General features: G+C 47.8%; 16 protein-coding genes. 1 reads left to right on the top strand and 15 read right to left on the bottom strand.

What is annotated here, in order from left to right:
* Position 1: 1 nt before the first annotated feature.
* From argS to P5G61_RS28820, 3 genes are all read right to left on the bottom strand, one after another.
* A complete protein-coding gene (gene argS / locus P5G61_RS28830; RefSeq protein WP_301249682.1) occupies positions 2-1732 on the bottom strand; it encodes an arginine--tRNA ligase in 1731 nt (576 codons plus the stop codon).
* Between the two features lie 632 nt (positions 1733-2364).
* Positions 2365-2700: a four-helix bundle copper-binding protein gene (locus P5G61_RS28825; RefSeq protein ID WP_079346869.1), complete on the bottom strand. Its 336-nt coding sequence runs from the start codon at positions 2698-2700 to the stop codon at positions 2365-2367.
* Between the two features lie 67 nt (positions 2701-2767).
* Positions 2768-3907 (bottom strand): CobW family GTP-binding protein, encoded by a 1140-nt coding sequence (locus P5G61_RS28820; RefSeq protein WP_301249681.1) that lies wholly within the window; start codon positions 3905-3907, stop codon positions 2768-2770.
* A 172-nt stretch (positions 3908-4079) separates the two neighbouring features.
* Between P5G61_RS28820 and P5G61_RS28815 the strand changes: the two genes are divergently transcribed.
* The gene (locus P5G61_RS28815) at positions 4080-4598 is read left to right on the top strand and encodes a MogA/MoaB family molybdenum cofactor biosynthesis protein (protein ID WP_079346873.1); all 519 of its coding nucleotides are present in this window, start codon (positions 4080-4082) and stop codon (positions 4596-4598) included.
* Positions 4599-4639: 41 nt separating this feature from the next.
* Here P5G61_RS28815 and P5G61_RS28810 read toward each other — a convergent pair whose 3' ends face one another.
* The 12 genes from P5G61_RS28810 to P5G61_RS28755 all read right to left on the bottom strand — a co-directional run bounded on the left by P5G61_RS28810 (position 4640) and on the right by P5G61_RS28755 (position 16248).
* A complete protein-coding gene (locus P5G61_RS28810; protein ID WP_301249679.1) occupies positions 4640-5200 on the bottom strand; it encodes a hypothetical protein in 561 nt (186 codons plus the stop codon).
* A 68-nt stretch (positions 5201-5268) separates the two neighbouring features.
* Positions 5269-6288 carry an acrylyl-CoA reductase family protein gene (locus tag P5G61_RS28805; protein ID WP_301249678.1) on the bottom strand — a complete coding sequence of 340 codons (1020 nt, stop codon included), beginning with the start codon at positions 6286-6288 and terminating at the stop codon, positions 5269-5271.
* Positions 6289-6769: 481 nt separating this feature from the next.
* On the bottom strand, positions 6770-8224 hold the full coding sequence (locus tag P5G61_RS28800; protein ID WP_301249677.1) for a nicotinate phosphoribosyltransferase: 1455 nt from the start codon (positions 8222-8224) through the stop codon (positions 6770-6772).
* A gap of 208 nt (positions 8225-8432) precedes the next feature.
* A complete protein-coding gene (locus P5G61_RS28795) occupies positions 8433-9002 on the bottom strand; it encodes a cysteine hydrolase family protein (protein ID WP_301249676.1) in 570 nt (189 codons plus the stop codon).
* A 64-nt stretch (positions 9003-9066) separates the two neighbouring features.
* Positions 9067-9870: an NUDIX hydrolase gene (locus P5G61_RS28790; protein ID WP_062326181.1), complete on the bottom strand. Its 804-nt coding sequence runs from the start codon at positions 9868-9870 to the stop codon at positions 9067-9069.
* A 58-nt stretch (positions 9871-9928) separates the two neighbouring features.
* A complete protein-coding gene (locus P5G61_RS28785; protein WP_024630293.1) occupies positions 9929-10354 on the bottom strand; it encodes a PaaI family thioesterase in 426 nt (141 codons plus the stop codon).
* Positions 10355-10601: 247 nt separating this feature from the next.
* Positions 10602-11066: a YlbF/YmcA family competence regulator gene (locus P5G61_RS28780; protein WP_373456183.1), complete on the bottom strand. Its 465-nt coding sequence runs from the start codon at positions 11064-11066 to the stop codon at positions 10602-10604.
* Between the two features lie 252 nt (positions 11067-11318).
* Positions 11319-12875, bottom strand: a complete 1557-nt coding sequence (miaB, locus tag P5G61_RS28775) for a tRNA (N6-isopentenyl adenosine(37)-C2)-methylthiotransferase MiaB (protein ID WP_301249675.1) — start codon at positions 12873-12875, stop codon at positions 11319-11321.
* 307 nt (positions 12876-13182) lie between these two features.
* Positions 13183-13755: a phosphate propanoyltransferase gene (pduL, locus tag P5G61_RS28770; protein WP_062326117.1), complete on the bottom strand. Its 573-nt coding sequence runs from the start codon at positions 13753-13755 to the stop codon at positions 13183-13185.
* 248 nt (positions 13756-14003) lie between these two features.
* Positions 14004-14987, bottom strand: a complete 984-nt coding sequence (locus P5G61_RS28765; protein ID WP_301249674.1) for a dipeptidase — start codon at positions 14985-14987, stop codon at positions 14004-14006.
* A gap of 88 nt (positions 14988-15075) precedes the next feature.
* Positions 15076-15336 (bottom strand): stage V sporulation protein S, encoded by a 261-nt coding sequence (locus tag P5G61_RS28760; protein WP_007430104.1) that lies wholly within the window; start codon positions 15334-15336, stop codon positions 15076-15078.
* Positions 15337-15453: 117 nt separating this feature from the next.
* On the bottom strand, positions 15454-16248 hold the full coding sequence (locus tag P5G61_RS28755) for a TIGR00282 family metallophosphoesterase (protein WP_301249668.1): 795 nt from the start codon (positions 16246-16248) through the stop codon (positions 15454-15456).
* Positions 16249-16273: the final 25 nt, after the last annotated feature.

The raw sequence follows: 16273 nt of genomic DNA, 5'->3' as shown, positions 1-16273 counted from the left end.
GTCACATCCGTTCAGGAGCCTGGACCCCAAGTAAATACAGGCTGTAGGCCAGACGCTCCGCCGTACGCTCTGTTAGCGCCACCCGGAAGGGTTTCACGTCCGCCGGCGCGTCGGCAATCCGTTCTGCATGATAGAAGCGGTTGAAGGCTTGGGCAACATCGATCGCATATTTGGCAATGACCGAAGGCTCGTTGCGAAGAATTGCTTTTTCCAGATGCTGCGGATAATCCGCCAGCAGTTTCAGCAATGCCCAAGAAGTGTCACCGACAATGACTGGCTTGTTCTCGGTGATGGCTGCAGCATTTATGCTGTTTGCCTCTTCCGAATGGTTTTCATTTTCCACGCGTTCTACCTCTGCTGCCTTCGCAAGAACACTGTTAATCCGGGCATGTGTGTATTGCACATAAGGTCCCGTCTCCCCTTCAAAGCTCACCGCATCTTCGAGCGAGAAATCGACGTCGTTCAACCGGTTATTACGCAGATCACCGAATACAATTGCACCTACACCCACCGCTTCCGCAACCTCCTGCGGATTTGGCAGATTCGGATTTTTCTCCTGGATAATCTGCAATGCCCGAGCAACCGCCTCATCCAGTACCTCCTGCAAGAAGACGACTTTACCCCGGCGGGTAGACATCTTCCGTCCCTCGAAACGCATCAAACCAAACGGAATATGTTCACAAATCTCAGACCACGCATACCCCATCCGGGATAATACCGCAAATACCTGACGGAAATGAAGCTTCTGCTCACCCCCGACCACGTACAACATTTTATCCGCCTTCATCACATCATGACGATAAACTGCTGTTGCCAAATCCCGCGTTGGGTAGATGGTGGTCCCATCCTTTTTGATAATCAGGCATGGCGGCATATTCTCCTCCTCCAAACGTACCACCAAAGCCCCTTCACTCTCTTCCAGCAACCCTCTGCCTTTCAGTTCTTCGACCACCGCACCCATCTTGTCATTATAAAAGCTTTCACCCAGCGTATGATCAAACTGTACATTCAGACGCTCATACATCCGGTTGAATTCTTTCATGCTCACCTCTACAAAAAAGGCCCATAACCGCTGCGCCTCTTCATCCCCTTGCTCCAGCTTGCGGAACCAATCTCTTGCCTCCATCTCCAGAGATGGATCATTCTCCGCTTCCTCATGAAAACGCACATACAGTTCCAATGATGTCCGAATCGGCTCAGCCTGTAGCGCTTCATCATTGCCCCAACGTTTGTAAGCTGCAATCTGTTTGCCGAACTGCGTTCCCCAATCGCCCAGATGGTTCACACTGACCGAAGTATAGCCTGCCTCGTTATATAACCGATACAATGCTGCCCCAATCACGGTGGAGCGCAGATGACCAATTCCGAACGGCTTGGCAATGTTGGGCGACGACATGTCGATTACGACGCGTGCACCTGCACCCAGTTGCAGCTTGCCAAATGCTTGATGTCCCAGTTCTTGCAGCAGCTTCGGCGCCAGATCTTCCCGATTGAAACGTATGTTCACATAGGGACCTGCTGGTGAAGCATCCAGCCCAACTGTCTGCAATCCAGTTGCGATATCCGCCGCGATCACCGCGGGCGCTTTCTTCAGTGACTTGGCCAAAGTAAAACAGGGAAACGCTGCATCTCCCAGCTCCGCCTGTGGTGGAACCTCCAATAATCTCAAGACCTCGTCTTGCTCCAGTCCCGTTAAGGGAGCAATATGTGCTGCTGCCTGTTTCATCAACATGTTGAACACTCCTATTCATTATCGTATTTAGCCGTAATATCAAAAACAAAAAAAGCCCTCGTCTCTATATCAGAGACGAGAGCTGATCTTCACAGTTCCCGCGGTACCACTCTAGGTGAGCAGGTCGTGAATACACATTGACATACATTCCCAGCCTGCTCCGCTCGGTGCGATTAACGGCCGCCTGCCGGATTGCCCTCTAATCCATGCTCTGCACCCTCTCAAGAATGTAGGCATTGCTTCGGACAACCATCTCACGGGTGCGCTTCACTCAGGTCATGTCATACCGGCTTCCACCTGCCCCGGCTCGCTGTCATGCATGAATTCTGGTTACTCTCCCGATCACGGATATTCATCGTTTCAATTCATTGCCATCATTATACAGATCACAATCTGCTTTGGCAACCTGTTACATGCATTTGCCAATGAAGGCCCTGCTGGCGATAGTTGATCTCACCATCGGATTGTGAAGATTCTTTCTTATCCTGCTGTATTCGTAAAAAATCCCCTCCAGCAGGCAACGTTGAAGTCCATCCGTCCGATGTCCTTATTTCGTTTCCTACTATGAGGGGATCAGCCTAATATCATGCAGATGACTCGGCTTTGTATGTTTAATTTAATTGAGTTTATATTTACGCTACTGCGGCCATCATACGGCAAGCCTCTGCACATTTGCGGCAAGCTTCCGCGCAAGCCTGACAGTGATCATGTTCATGTTTGCCACACTCAGCAGCACAAGCTTCACATGCCTTCACACACAGCTCGCAAATTTCGGAGATAAAATCACTTCCGCGTGTCATGGCTTGAGCAGCAAAGCTGCAGATTTCTGCACATTCCCGATCCAAACGAATGCAATCACGCAACATTGCCAGATCATATTCCTTCAGACTCGATATGTAACATACGTTGCAAGCATTCATACACTCCAGGCAAGCATCGATACATTGCTGATATTGTTGTTGTGTCATTTAAAGTTACCTCCCAGACTAAGTTTGCTATGCTTCTTAATACCCCGTCTGGAGGAACCTTGAATCATTAAGCCTCATTTATCGCTTCTAATTCCAGCAATTGGTTGCGGATGACCGTTTGATCAAAGTGCTCACCTATAAACACAGCTACGTTCGGCACATCCCCCTGAGGCGTGATCTTCATATAATCCGATTCCCGATAAGCATATTGGAACCAAAACCGACTGGACGTATCACTAAAAGATAAAATCCCTTTTGCCCGGTACACATCCCGTGGTAACTCAGCAATCAAACGCTCAAAAGCTTCACTGTTCACCGCCTGGGTGAAATAGTGCGTGTACACCATGACATGCTCATGCGAAGCATGGGGATGGGCATGACTATGGTCGTGATCCTGAGAATGACCATGGACATTCACGTCGGAATGTTGATGGGCTTCGTGATTATGATCCATATGCTCATGATGTTCATGTTCATGAGCATGGCTGCAGCCATGCTCTGCACAAGCTTCGGAATGAACGTGCTGTTCCTTTTTCGCGTCTTTACTCGTTTCATCGACAGATTGATAGGCATGTACGTTATCTCCACTTTGAAGCAGCACATCCATATCGACTTCACACTTCACCGTAGGGATGACGGGAGCAAAACCATTCCAGCGTGTTAACAGGTCCCTCAGATCTGCTAGCTGCTGATCATTCACCCGGTCCGTTTTGTTCAGAAGAAGTACCGAAGCACAGCGAATCTGCTCCTGCATCAGCTTGAAGGTTTGTCCCTTCTGCTCCTGGTACAGTCCTGACAGATGCGCGGCATCCACCACGGTAATTAGGCTTTTCAGCTCCAGTCGCATATAGAGTGAAGTTTCCGTTACTGCATCCAATATCTCCATCGGGTTCGCCGCTCCCGTTGCTTCGATGATAATGACATCTGGCGATTCCTCCTGCACGAGATCCGCAAGTTGCAGCCCCAAGTCACCGCGCACGGTACAGCAGATGCATCCTCCCAACATTTCTGTCATCGGAACGCTAGAATCGACCATCTGACCATCCAGGTTGACTTCACCCAATTCATTCATGACCACTGCAGGTCGGAGATCCTGTTGTTGCCAATGTTCGATCAATTGAACAAGCAGTGTCGTTTTGCCACTTCCCAAAAATCCTGACAATATATATACAGGTATGGATGATTCATTTACTTTTAATTCACTCATCATAGTTCACCTCTCTATTTGTCCAATGAAACTGGTCTATCTCTATCCTAGCGAGTGTACACTATCCTGCAATCTTTGCGCAATCCTGACCTTCTCTTCTCTATACGTCCATTGCCTCCATCTACTGAATGGTCTATGCTATGAGAACATGTTGATTAGAGGAGGATGGGTTATGACCAATTCAGTGGAACAACATCGTCAGGAAGCACCTGACACGGTATCCTGCATGATTGTAACCGTTTCGGATACCCGCACCAAGGACACGGATACAAGCGGGCAGCTTATGCATAAGCTGCTGACTGAATCAGGCTATCAGATCGTCGATTATATCATTACACCGGATGAGACCGAAACCATTCGAAGCATCCTGCAAGATGCAGCGGTTCGTGACGATATCGAAGCCGTGCTGCTCAGCGGTGGAACTGGAATAGCCCCCCGTGATACGACATACGAGGCGGTATCCTCACTACTCGATAAGGAGCTGCCGGGCTTTGGAGAAATCTTTCGCTTCCTCAGTTATACCGAGGATATCGGTTCTGCTGCCATTCTTAGCCGGGCGGTTGCCGGAACGATTGGGCGCACAGCCGTATTCTCTATGCCAGGCTCCAAGGGAGCGGTCAAACTGGCAATGGAAAAGCTTATTTTGCCGGAACTTAGGCATGTCATGCGTGAAATATATAAACCCGTCTGAAGGATCAGACGGGTTTTCCGGGTTTATTTTAGGCGAGTCCATTACTTCAGCTGCTCGAGCACATGCTGGAATACCTGCATGACGTCCTCTTCATAATCATCCTTTTCTCCACCTGAAGCCGTATAGACCAATGAAACGTAATCTTTGCTGCGAATCGTTGTTCTGCCAAGAACATTTTCCATTACAGCCTCATCGCTATCATTACCATACATTTCATTCATCCGGGCAATTCGTGTACCGACATCACTGAAAATGTGGACCTTTACAATATGTCTGCCACTTCCATTCAACAGATACACATAAGAGATTCCGCCCTCACCGTCGTCTGCGAACATGTTATTCATCAATTTGATGCCTTTTGCAGCAAAAGCGTCATCCAGCTCCTGAATCAATCGACCGTTTAACCCGTGGCCCTGGCTCTTTGCCCGTACAATGCCTTCATCCGTCGCTTGTCGGGTATATATTTTCCGCTCCTGCTCAACAGATGATGCTGAACAAGCCACTAGGGATAATACACACATCACCATAATTGCACTGAACAGGGCAGACTTCACACGTCCAGAGTTAGGGTGCAATCCTTTTCCGCTATCACGCATACTCATCCTTCCTTTCCCGCCACATGCACCGTGACGCTCTCAGGTAGAGTTAGCATGTCTAGGGGAAAAGAATCTTATTCGGCAGGCACCTCAGACATCGTATTAACCACAGTACGACCTACGGCACCACCCTTAAGGATCGTCTCCAGTGTCTGAGGCAGCTGTGCCCATGAGATTTCCTGAATCCCCAGCTCAAGTGCACGATCCGGCTTCCATTCTCCGCCAAGCAGCTTCCATATCCGTTCCCGTCGTTCCATCGGACAATAGACTGAATCAATCCCAATCAATTGAACCCCCCGCAAAATAAACGGAAATACGGTGGACTCGAAGGCAGCTCCTCCGGTTAATCCTGATACGGCAACAGCCCCTCCATATTGAATCTGTTTCAGACGCTCAGCCAGTGCAGGACCTGCTGCAGGATCAATTACTCCTGCCCAGAGCTGTTTGCCCATTGCACCCTTGGCTGGCGCATCCGCTTCTTCGCGGGAAATGACATGAGAAGCACCCAAATCCCGAAGCAGCTGCTCCTGTTGATCCTTTTTGCCTGTACTTGCAGTGACTTCAAATCCCAGCTTCGCCAGAATAGCCACCGCCATACTGCCTACCCCTCCGGTAGCTCCTGTCACCAGAACATTGCCCATCTCCGGAGTCACTCCAGCCCGCAGCAAAGCATCTACCGAAAGTGCTGCCGTGAAGCCTGCCGTTCCAATCGCCATCGCTTCCTTCTCACTGAGTCCATGGGGTAGAGGAACGAGCCATTCGCTGCGCAGACGCGCATATTGACTATACCCGCCAAAATGAGACACGCCCGGCTCGAAGCCTGTGCTGATCACCCGATCCCCAGGTGCAAACCGACCGCTCACGGATTCCTCTACAATTCCTGCAAGATCGATTCCCGGCACGATCGGATATTCTCGAACCACACCACCCTTTTCTGTTGTGGCTAGTCCATCTTTAAAATTGACGCTTGAGTATTGAACCTGTAAAGTTACGTCACCATTAGGCAAATCTTCTTTCGTCAGTTTCTCCATAGCAGCCTTCAGGCCACCCTGTTCTTCTTTACGTACAACATAGGCAGGAAACGTATTTTCCATTTGATATCTCTCCTTAGTGTTAATTTACATATATTTCTATTCACTTGGTGAATTGTTCGCCTTCAGCTCAAATAAACATAAGTGGGGAATCCGTCAGACTCAAGCTCTTCAAGCGAAAATTGCCGGATAAATCCCAAGCCACAAAAATACGGTCAGCGGCCAAGGTTCCTTGGATCTCCTCTTTCTTTCATCCCCGACCGATACACAGTTGAAACAGCAGTCACAGAAATGGATTATGTCGAAAGGCAAGCTCGGAATGATGCGGGATTTGGCGTCTCCTGCGCTTTCCCGAGAAATAATTGCTTCATTTCCTAGTGAGCCTGCGTCAGTTTGAAGTTACAGTATACCGCAGTTCATGTGCTGTCTGTCCATGATGTTTGACACACTGTCCCTCGTCCTGTTGGACACACACTGCTGAAAAAGTGGGAACCAAAAGGGCATAACCCGGTTTTCTTCCTTCCGGTTATGCCCCATACTTGATTTATTCTTCGGTGGATTGCACGTGTTCAGCAATGAGCTTCTGCTTCATATTCCATGCCGCAGGGCTGATATTTACACGGTAAATCTCAGGATTGAGTTTACGTAGATATTCAGGCCAGAAGAGATCCATCTGCTCCCGGTGATAACTACGAATCTCATCCAGGGTAGGCAGTTCATACACTTTGCGCCCATTCACAAAGATCGGTTCCAGCATATTCACTGCTTCGTAGCGGGTTACCGTCTTTTTCAAATAAGGGTGTAGCGGGTTGAACAGCTTGAGCGGCCCGCCCTGCAGCGGCTGTTCTTCTCCTGGATAGCAGATATAATCTGCAATCGCTTTGCCATGTTTCGGATCAATGATCCGGAAGACTTCTTTTTTACCTGGTGTGGAGACTTTTTCGGGATTGGCCGAGATTTTGATTGTAGGCAGCATAACACCGTCCACTTCACGCTCCACCAATTTGTACACACCACCCAAAGAAGGCTGGTCGGAAGCGGTAATTAGCTGTGTACCCACTCCCCATGTATCGATGCGAGCTCCTTGAGCTTTAAGGTTGAAAATTGTATTTTCATCCAGGTCGTTAGAAGCTACAATCTTGACGTAATCCAGTCCAGCGTCGTCCAGCATCTGCCGGGCTTGAATGGATAGATACGCAAGGTCACCGCTATCCAGACGAATCGCGTTCATCTTTTTGCCTTGGCTCTCCAGCTTCTTGGCTGTGTTGATGGCATGGGGAACACCACTGTTCAATGTATCGAAGGTATCTACCAGCAGTGTCACTTGATCTGGCAGTACTTTGGCATAGACGTCAAACGCCTCCTGCTCACTCATAAAACTTTGCACCCATGAATGGGCATGTGTTCCTGCTGTCGGAATTCCGAAGCGCTCTCCAGCCAGCATATTGGACGTAGCATGGAATCCGGCCACATACGAGGCACGCGCGCCCCAAATGGCCGCATCGGCTTCCTGTGCACGTCGTGTTCCGAATTCGAGCAATGTGTCCTGACTCGCCACCTGTTTAATCCGGGATGCCTTCGTTGCAATTAACGTCTGATAATTCATGAAGTTAAGTATCGCCGTCTCCACCAGTTGTGTCTCCATAATGGAGCCTTCTACCCGAATGAGCGGTTCATCAGGGAAAACGAGCGCCCCTTCCTTCATGGAATGAATTGTCCCCTGAAATGAAAACTGGAGCAACTCTTCCAGAAAGACCGGATCGTAATTTTCCTCTTGTTTGGATAAATATTTGATGTCCTCCATCGTAAAACGAAGCTGGCTGATATAATTCACAATCCGTTCCAAACCGGCAAATACGGCATATCCGTTACCAAAAGGAAGCTTGCGGAAATAGGCTTCAAACACCGCTTTTCGTTTGTGAGTTCCATTCACCCAGTGGGCGTACATCATATTGATTTGATATTTATCCGTATGTAAAGCCAGGCTAGTCGTCTGCATTTGTCTCATCCTCTCTGACTTCCGCTTGTGCCAGCAGGCCCAGCCTGCAGACACGGGTCAACATGTGGAGACTCATTGCTCAGGATTCATGATTCTGGTAAACGTAAACGTACCATTGCATAAGTCTCCGGTTTATTCCTATTCACCATATTCCCCAGCAACATAACAGTTGTTTTAACAGGATATGAGGATAGGATCAAAGGTTCGTTTACAGGTTCAAGCCTGCGAGAACGGTATCCCTCGCTTGGATCACCTGAGCCCCAAGGCTGGAACGAAAATGCCCAAGCGCCCAATCATGTCCCGCTTGATTGAAGCTCGCTACGGCATCTTCATATACCGTTATGTGAAAACCTTTATTATAAGCATCCACTGCCGTGTGCAGTACGCAAATGTCCGTACATACACCGATCAGTGCAATGTCTGTTATTCCACGTTCACGCAGTCGCAGCTCCAGATCTGTACCGCAGAATGCGCTGTATCTTGTTTTATCCATCCATCGGATCTGAGCTTTCCGTTCTTCCATGACCTGAGCCAGACGACCATAAAGCTGTCTTCCCTCCGTACCCCTGATGTTATGGGGCGGAAAAAGGACCGTTTCCGGATGGTAAGGATCACTCTCTTCATGCAAGTCCACAGCCATAATAACCTCATGCTTATTATTGCAATAAGCCTCCGTTAATGCTGCGATCGTCTCCTCAATCTCCACAGCAGGCTGCCCTACAGGCAACGAACCTGTCACAAAATCACGTGTAAAATCGATTACAATCAGTGCTTTCATCGTCCACACTCCCTTTTTGAGAATAGGTTGATCCTGATTCAATCCATTATGATTCCCTTGCAAATTAAGTATAGATCGAAAGACGAGGTACAAGCTCCGTAAAGCGATATAACTGTGCCGGACGCTGTGAGTACTGATTGGAGCTTAACAGGTTGCCCTCCTCATCCCGAACCTCTTCCACAATGCCTTTACGACTGCGAGTTGAAGTGATCTTACGAATGAAGTTTGGCTCTTCAAAATCAGGTACAACACTCTGAATCACTTGGTATAGCTCGCTTAGTGTAAAGTCACGAGGCAGGAACTGTCGTGCAATCGTCGTTTCCAGCATTTGCTGCTGAATACGTCGGTACGCATCTTCTATAATTGTCCGGTGATCGAAGGCAAGCTCAAGCTCTTGCAAGGCTTCCTGAATTGTAAACAATCCCACATCCTCGGCATCATCCGCCGCCTGACGGTGTTCCAGCATCCATTCCTCTACCAGCGCAAAAAACGCATGTGAGATAATCCATCCTCTGGGGTCACGCCCAGGCTGACTATATACATTCAAATACTCCAGATGTCCGCCATCCACACCTGTTTCTTCCATTAACTCGCGCTTTGCAGCACCATAGATGGATTCATTTTCCTGACAAAATCCACCTGGCAATGCCCATCTTCCGGCAAAAGGCCAACCTTTGCGTTTGATCAGCATCACCTTCAACTCCCGAATGGGAAGTGTCTTGGTTACCGTCTTGCGCTCCCGCTTGGTCAAGGTGAACATGACGATATCTGCGGGAACACCATCGGGGGTACGATATTTCTTGGAACTATAGGCACGTGCTGCCTGTTCATCGCTTTCAGCATTGAATTGTTCGTAGTTTTCGCTCATGGGCACCACCGACTATTCTCATTTTGATATTTTCATTATGACATAATAATATCTTTTGTCAACCTTGAGATTCCGTGCTTGGCGTTTTTGCCCGCACTACGCGGAATGTTGCGGTTGCCATGCATCCCAATGTACCCGATGCATCACGCACCTCGGATTGTGCCGTCACACTGCGACCAGCCTGATGCAGTATTGTGGACGTCACGATTAATTCGCCTTGTCTCATAGGTGCCAAAAAATGTACATTCAGATTGGTCGTCACACAACTGTCTACCTCCATTGCGGCTGTAGCTACCATGCCCATTGCCTGATCCATCAGGGATGTCAACACACCCCCATGAATAATCCCCATGGAGTTGGTGTGGTGTTCGCCCGCTGTCAGCGCGATCTGAACTTCTTTCCCGTCGCCTTTAATAAAACGACAACCGAGAAAACCCCAAAATCTTCCGCTTCCTTCTTCAACCATTTTGTCCAAAATACCCATTATTGATTTCCCCTTTAGTGCACTTTAAGTATAAAGCCCATGATGTATGTTGTTATGATGATGATTCCCAGCATTGGTTCTCTTCGTAGTTGATCTAAAGTGCTTCGTCATTATATTAAGCCTGCTCTTACGGAACAGGTCTTATCCAGTGAAGTTGTCTTGAACAGCCCACCACAAAATAACCCCACAACGTGGAGCATGATATGATCAAAAAAGGTACGGACTGCGTCCGCACCCTTCACTTCATTTACCCGCAGCTGGTCGGAGGTGAATCCGTTCCTGCCTCCACGTTCACTTTCTCGGAGACGGTATCCCGAATTACAGAAATAACAAGCTGAAGCAAATAATTGATATCGCTTTGACTTTGCTGGAACTCTGTAACCAGCGGAATGCTGTCCAGCTCTTCCTGCAGATCCTCAATTTCCTGTTCAATTTTGCTGACCATGTCTGCATTTTTGAAGCTTTCAAAAGCAACGATTTCTTTTTGTTTCTTCTTGATCGTTGCAATTAATTGCTGAATGCGTTCATGATCACGAATTTTGGACTCTGCCTGTTGGAACTGCTTCACTTCCTCGCTCGTTCCAAGCATATCAGCCAATTCTTTGGCTTTTCCCATAATGTCGTCGCGTATGACCAGATTGCGCGTATCGTAGGTAGGCATTCCATACTGGTTGTACTGCACTTCTTCCTGCGCCACTCGAAATCGCTCCATTCTATGAGATGATATAAGATGAATACTCGATGTTGCACTAAGCTTAGTTGACTGCTTGAGTGACCGCTGCGGTTACGGATCGTTCTTTCGATCGCTGTTGTCTCCAAATTTTTCAGATTGTAATGGTCTGTGGTTAAAATTTGGAGACAAAGGCGAACGCTTCGCTTCTGTAGAATCGATTCCGTCACCTTCGCTACGCTAGGCCGTAACCCGCTAAGTGCAAAAAGACATTCATCTTATTAGGTTTGTGTATTACTGATTGGCGGCTACTGGCTCTGAGAGCAGGTTGCCTCGAATATAGAAAGTCATTGGATCGGTGATTTCCACATGTACGAAAGTACCGATCAAATCTTTAGGTCCTTCAAAATGCACCAGCTTGTTGCTGCGTGTACGCCCTGCCAGAACATTGGAATTCCGTTTGCTCTCACCCTCGACGAGCACCTCAACAACCTTGCCACGCTGCTTTTCATTGCTGCTGTGGCTGTATGCGTTAATCGTCTCGTTCAAGCGTTTTAAACGTTCTTTCTTCACGTCCATTGGCACGTTGTCCTCCATCACCGCAGCAGGTGTACCTTCACGCGGAGAGTAGATGAATGTATAGGCAAAGTCGTAACCGACTTCCTTGACCAGTGACAGCGTATCTTCAAACTGTTCTTCCGTTTCCCCAGGGAAACCAACGATAATATCCGTGGTTAACACGACATCCGGAATCGTAGTTTTGATTTTGTCAGCAAGCTTCAGGTAGTGTTCCCGACTGTACTTGCGGCTCATACGTTTCAACACTTCCGTGCTGCCAGACTGCACAGGCAGATGGATGTGTTCCACCAGATTCCCGCCCTTCGCAAGCACCTCAATCAGATGATCATCGAAGTCACGTGGATGGCTGGTCGTAAACCGGACTCGTGGAATATCGATTTTGCGGATATCATCCATCAGGTCACCGAAGCTGTACTTAAGATCCGTGAAGTCCTTACCATAGGCGTTAACGTTCTGACCAAGCAGTGTGATTTCCTTGAAGCCTTGTCTTGCCAGTTCACGAACTTCGGCAATAACATCTTCCGGACGTCGACTGCGCTCTTTCCCCCGTGTGAACGGGACGATGCAATATGTACAGAACTTGTCGCAACCATACATAATGTTCACCCAGCCGCGCATGCCCTCACGTTTTTTCGGCAGGTTCTCGATGATATCGCCTTCCTTGGACCATACCTCAACAACCATTTCTTTACTAAACAGCGCTTCCTGAATCAGATGTGGCAGCCGATGTACATTGTGTGTACCAAAAATCATATCCACAAAGCCATGCTTCTGCATGATCCGGTTCACAACGCCCTCTTCCTGTGACATGCAACCACACACACCCAGCAACAAGCCTGGACGCTCAGTTTTCAGGGTTTTCAGGTGGCCCAGCTCACCAAACACTTTATCTTCCGCATTTTCCCGGATTGCACACGTGTTTAACAGAATAATATCTGCCTCTTTGCGATCCTCAGTAGCCTGATACCCCATCGATTCAAGCAATCCTTTGATGGTCTCTGAATCATGCTCGTTCATCTGGCATCCATACGTATATACGATATAGTGTTTGCCTTTCCCCACGTTTTTCAGTTCATCGGGTACGGCCGTTTCGTAAAGCACCTGGACGTCTTCCTTGCCCCGTTGTTTCTCCTGACGATGATTGGGTTCCGACTTGATGTTAATCTCCCGGCCCCGGATTCTTATCTTTTTGCTGAATTCATCTTGCGAAATTACTTTGGCATCGGAGAAATCAAAATATTGGGAGTAATCCTTTTTTGAGTCTTTAGCCATTTCCTTCGGTCACTCCTTACAGCCTCTATTAATAAAAAATCGTTATTTCATCTTGTTTCACGTGATTTGCACGCTTTATACATCAAAAGAGCATTACAGCAAATTATAACATGAATTGGGCTGTAGTTCCACATCCAAAGCCGCTGCCCCTTCGCCTATCCCGAAATCTGCGCAGGTCTGCTGAACAGCCCGAAAACACACAAAAACCCGAGCTATCCTCAGGTCGAATGTAGCGACGCTGTGGATATACTCAGGTTTATACGTTTATTCAAGCCCCATAGTCAGGGCTGAAGATTGTTCCATGTGATTAGTCGATGATTTCAGCAGTATCGCCGTTACGCGCGCCAGCTGCGTTAGCTTCATCCGTATCAATATGCATGTCCAGTGCAAAGGAATCCGATACACGAGCCAGTACATTTTCCAGTACCAGACCACGATCTCCACCCAGGCGAACTTTCAGCATTTGTTTGTCCTCGATACCCCATTTAGCAGCATCAGAAGTATGGAAGTGGATGTGACGAGCAGCAACGATAACCCCTTTATCAATGGTTACTTCGCCAGCAGGTCCTTTAATTGTGATACCTGGAGTACCTTCGATACTTCCGGATTCACGTACAGGTGCTTTAACACCAATAGCGAAAGAGTCTGTCATCGAGATTTCCAGTTGTGTTTCAGGACGAACAGGTCCAAGGATACGCACTTTATCAAACTGTCCTTTCGAACCAATAACCGCTACGGTTTCGTTAGCAGCATATTGTCCAGGTTGGGACAGAGGTTTAAACTCAGTCAATTCATAGCCTTTACCAAACAAAATTTCAACGTGCTCTTGAGATACATGAATGTGACGGGCAGATACGCCCACAGATACTGTTTTGCTCATTGTGAATTTCACTCCTTGTTTATCTATGGCCTGTAGACAGGCTCTTAACAATCCTATGGTATTATACCCCTTTTTGAAGTGAAATGAAAACGAACTGCTGAAAATTCATGAAATACACTTATTTTGCAGTCATTATATCCTGAATTTAGTAATTTCACTGCTGTAACATAGACTTTAGACTTTTCTGCTTTCATTCCGTTTTCTTCAGAAGACTCTTCAGGAGACTCTTCAACTTACCAACAGCTTCTTCATTTTGAATGTTCCATCTTCAAGTTTTTCTCCGGCAGGTTTTCTCCTAAATAACGCATCGCATTGCCCCACATCCAACCGTGAACCAGTGATTCGTTGTAATGCTTAAGCAGCGTATTAATTAGCTTCGGATATTGCCCGGTATGTTCAAGCTCATGAATATACGTAGATATCCCGTCAAAATCAGACCCCATCATCAGATGATGCTCCCCACCCAGGGAACAAATCTGCTCAATATGTGGCAACAGATCTTCGATACGCACTTCGCCTTCCTGCTTCACAAACCAAGGCACAAACGTCAGTCCAATACGTCCTTCCCGGGCAATAATGGCTCGAATCTGATCATCCTTCAGATTGCGGACATGCGGGCATATGGCATAACTGTTGGAGTGAGAAGCGATAAAAGGACGCTTACTTAGGTCAGCAAGTTCCCAGAACCCTTTTTCGGTCAGATGTGATACATCCAGCAGCATGCCGATTTGGTTACACAGGTGAACCAGCTCCCTGCCCTTCTCTGTCAGTCCAGCCCCGCGTTTCTCCAATACACCATCCGCTGCCCAATTGGCATAGTTCCAGGTCAGCCCAACAATCCGCACACCCATCTGATAACATAACTCCAGATAAAAAAGATTACCCTCCAGCCCATCGACACCTTCCAGTGTAAGCAGTCCCCATGGTTTGTCCGTCTGCCCTACCTGCGTAAGCTGTTCCCGCCATAATAGGCTATGTGTGCCTTCAGATCGTTCTTTGGTCATCTCCACTCGTTTGCGGTAGATGTCCAACTGGCCCATCACATGTTCAAACTTGCCTCTGCCCAGCACTTCGGGCAAATAGATGGCAAAGGCCTGTAAACCAATGTTGCCTGCTCTCATACGTTCCAGATTCACATCCAGCTGTGAAGCATTTTCAAATGAACAGCTAGGGTTCATTTGCATTTTACTCAAAGCATCACAATGAAAATCGGCTACTCGCCAGTTGTGCATCACAATCTCTCCTTCTACACGGTTATGAAAAACAAAACGCAAAAAAACCTGTCTACTTGTAAACAGGTTCAATGCATAAGTGCATGTATTATCTGGGCTCCACAATCAGCTTAATGGCCGTTCGGTCCTCGCCGTCGATCACAATGTCTGTAAAAGCTGGAATACAAATCAGGTCAACCCCGCTTGGTGCTACAAATCCCCGGGCTATCGCTACCGCTTTAATGGCTTGGTTCAGTGCTCCCGCTCCAATTGCCTGCAGTTCAGCATTTCCACGTTCACGAAGAACCCCTGCAAGAGCGCCGGCTACAGAATTAGGATTGGACTTTGCTGAAACTTTTAATACATCCATGGTAAGTACCTCCCTGGGAATGTTGAAAGTTTGTTTCCACTTACTAGATGTTATTCGCGGGAGGCAAAAAAATTCCTTCTTTTTAGACGGGTTTCCCTGCAAAATGGGACATTACCCCTATTCCATGCGCCACTCGTCCTCCATCAGACGAATTTTCTCAATGCGAGTTGCAGCGCCTGTGGCTTCATCAATCTCCACAAAAACACCGTGGAAATGCCATTTGCCATCGTCAACGACAAAACGTACCGGAAGCTGGGTATAGAACTTGCGAAGCACCGCTTCACGCTCCATGCCCAGTATGCCGTCACGCGGCCCTACCATGCCCGCATCGGTTAAATAAGCTGTTCCTCCTGGCAAAATACGATCATCATTGCTCTGCACATGTGTATGTGTACCCACGACCAGCGATGCACGTCCATCCAGATGCCAGCCCATGGCAATCTTCTCTGACGTTGCTTCAGCATGCATATCGACGAGAATGCATTTATGATCTTGACGTAGTTCATCCACAATTTCATCGGCAGCGCGAAATGGACAATCCAGAGCAGGCAGGAACGTACGCCCTTGCAGATTGACAATCGCCAGCTCCTTGCCTTCGCCTTTGACTACCGTGTAACCGCGCCCCGGTGTTCCCGGAGGAAAGTTCGCAGGACGAATCATGCGAGGTTCATCATCTATAAAATCAAAAATGTCCTTATTGTCCCAGGTATGGTTACCAAGGGTGATGCCATGCACACCCCAGTTGAAAAATTCATTCGCAATTGCACCGGTAATGCCCCGGCCTGCCGCTGCATTTTCCCCATTTACAATGACTACATGTGGCTTATACTTCGTTTTGAGGTAGGGTAAGTTTTCCTTTAACGCCTTACGCCCCACATTCCCTACAATATCACCAATAAACAAAACTTTCATTTTACTGCCTCCTTAATCCCTACCA

Source organism: Paenibacillus vandeheii, from assembly GCF_030433635.1.
Lineage (GTDB): Bacteria > Bacillota > Bacilli > Paenibacillales > Paenibacillaceae > Paenibacillus > Paenibacillus vandeheii.
The sequence above is the reverse complement of the archived record's forward strand: the minus strand, read 5'-3'. Positions and strand labels throughout refer to the sequence as shown.

What these genes read in the sequence shown, in the direction of transcription:
- P5G61_RS28765 (WP_301249674.1), bottom strand. Translation starts at nt 14,987, where the DNA reads ATGCACAACTGGCGAGTAGCCGATTTTCATTGTGATGCTTTGAGTAAA.
- P5G61_RS28815 (WP_079346873.1), top strand. Translation starts at nt 4,080, where the DNA reads ATGACCAATTCAGTGGAACAACATCGTCAGGAAGCACCTGACACGGTA.
- P5G61_RS28805 (WP_301249678.1), bottom strand. Translation starts at nt 6,288, where the DNA reads ATGGAAAATACGTTTCCTGCCTATGTTGTACGTAAAGAAGAACAGGGT.
- P5G61_RS28795 (WP_301249676.1), bottom strand. Translation starts at nt 9,002, where the DNA reads ATGAAAGCACTGATTGTAATCGATTTTACACGTGATTTTGTGACAGGT.
- P5G61_RS28755 (WP_301249668.1), bottom strand. Translation starts at nt 16,248, where the DNA reads ATGAAAGTTTTGTTTATTGGTGATATTGTAGGGAATGTGGGGCGTAAG.
- P5G61_RS28825 (WP_079346869.1), bottom strand. Translation starts at nt 2,700, where the DNA reads ATGACACAACAACAATATCAGCAATGTATCGATGCTTGCCTGGAGTGT.
- P5G61_RS28785 (WP_024630293.1), bottom strand. Translation starts at nt 10,354, where the DNA reads ATGGGTATTTTGGACAAAATGGTTGAAGAAGGAAGCGGAAGATTTTGG.
- P5G61_RS28790 (WP_062326181.1), bottom strand. Translation starts at nt 9,870, where the DNA reads ATGAGCGAAAACTACGAACAATTCAATGCTGAAAGCGATGAACAGGCA.
- miaB (WP_301249675.1), bottom strand. Translation starts at nt 12,875, where the DNA reads ATGGCTAAAGACTCAAAAAAGGATTACTCCCAATATTTTGATTTCTCC.
- P5G61_RS28820 (WP_301249681.1), bottom strand. Translation starts at nt 3,907, where the DNA reads ATGAGTGAATTAAAAGTAAATGAATCATCCATACCTGTATATATATTG.
- argS (WP_301249682.1), bottom strand. Translation starts at nt 1,732, where the DNA reads ATGTTGATGAAACAGGCAGCAGCACATATTGCTCCCTTAACGGGACTG.
- pduL (WP_062326117.1), bottom strand. Translation starts at nt 13,755, where the DNA reads ATGAGCAAAACAGTATCTGTGGGCGTATCTGCCCGTCACATTCATGTA.
- P5G61_RS28760 (WP_007430104.1), bottom strand. Translation starts at nt 15,336, where the DNA reads ATGGATGTATTAAAAGTTTCAGCAAAGTCCAATCCTAATTCTGTAGCC.
- P5G61_RS28810 (WP_301249679.1), bottom strand. Translation starts at nt 5,200, where the DNA reads ATGAGTATGCGTGATAGCGGAAAAGGATTGCACCCTAACTCTGGACGT.
- P5G61_RS28780 (WP_373456183.1), bottom strand. Translation starts at nt 11,066, where the DNA reads ATGGAGCGATTTCGAGTGGCGCAGGAAGAAGTGCAGTACAACCAGTAT.
- P5G61_RS28800 (WP_301249677.1), bottom strand. Translation starts at nt 8,224, where the DNA reads ATGCAGACGACTAGCCTGGCTTTACATACGGATAAATATCAAATCAAT.